Annotated in this window: 1 protein-coding gene; it reads right to left on the bottom strand. The window is 46.8% G+C overall.

What is annotated here, in order from left to right; genetic code table 11:
- Positions 1 to 3: 3 nt before the first annotated feature.
- Positions 4 to 252, bottom strand: a 249-nt coding sequence (locus LRL21_RS45360) for a hypothetical protein (RefSeq protein ID WP_240422266.1), incomplete at its 5' end; no start/stop codon positions are given.

Here is a 252-nt window from a genome sequence, read left to right as displayed (position 1 = left end):
GTTTTACACGGTTGCTTGGACTCGATAACCTTCCTGATGAATGGAAGGTTCACATTCAGTGGATACTTTCCAAGCCATTTGGGACATAGGTTGGTTTTCCACTAAATGGTTAATCAACAGGCGTGGTCCGAAATATTCTTGCCGAATGCGATAGACCACATCTCCAAGCGTCAGGTGCTTGTCGTTCTTCATCCAGTCCTGACGCTGAGTTTCTAACAAGTTCTGCGTCAGGTACTGGATGGCCCAAAACCG

Source organism: Paenibacillus periandrae, assembly GCF_022458865.1.
Taxonomy (GTDB): domain Bacteria; phylum Bacillota; class Bacilli; order Paenibacillales; family NBRC-103111; genus Paenibacillus_S; species Paenibacillus_S periandrae.
Note: the sequence above shows the minus strand (reverse complement) of the source record. Positions and strands in the feature narration are given on the sequence as shown.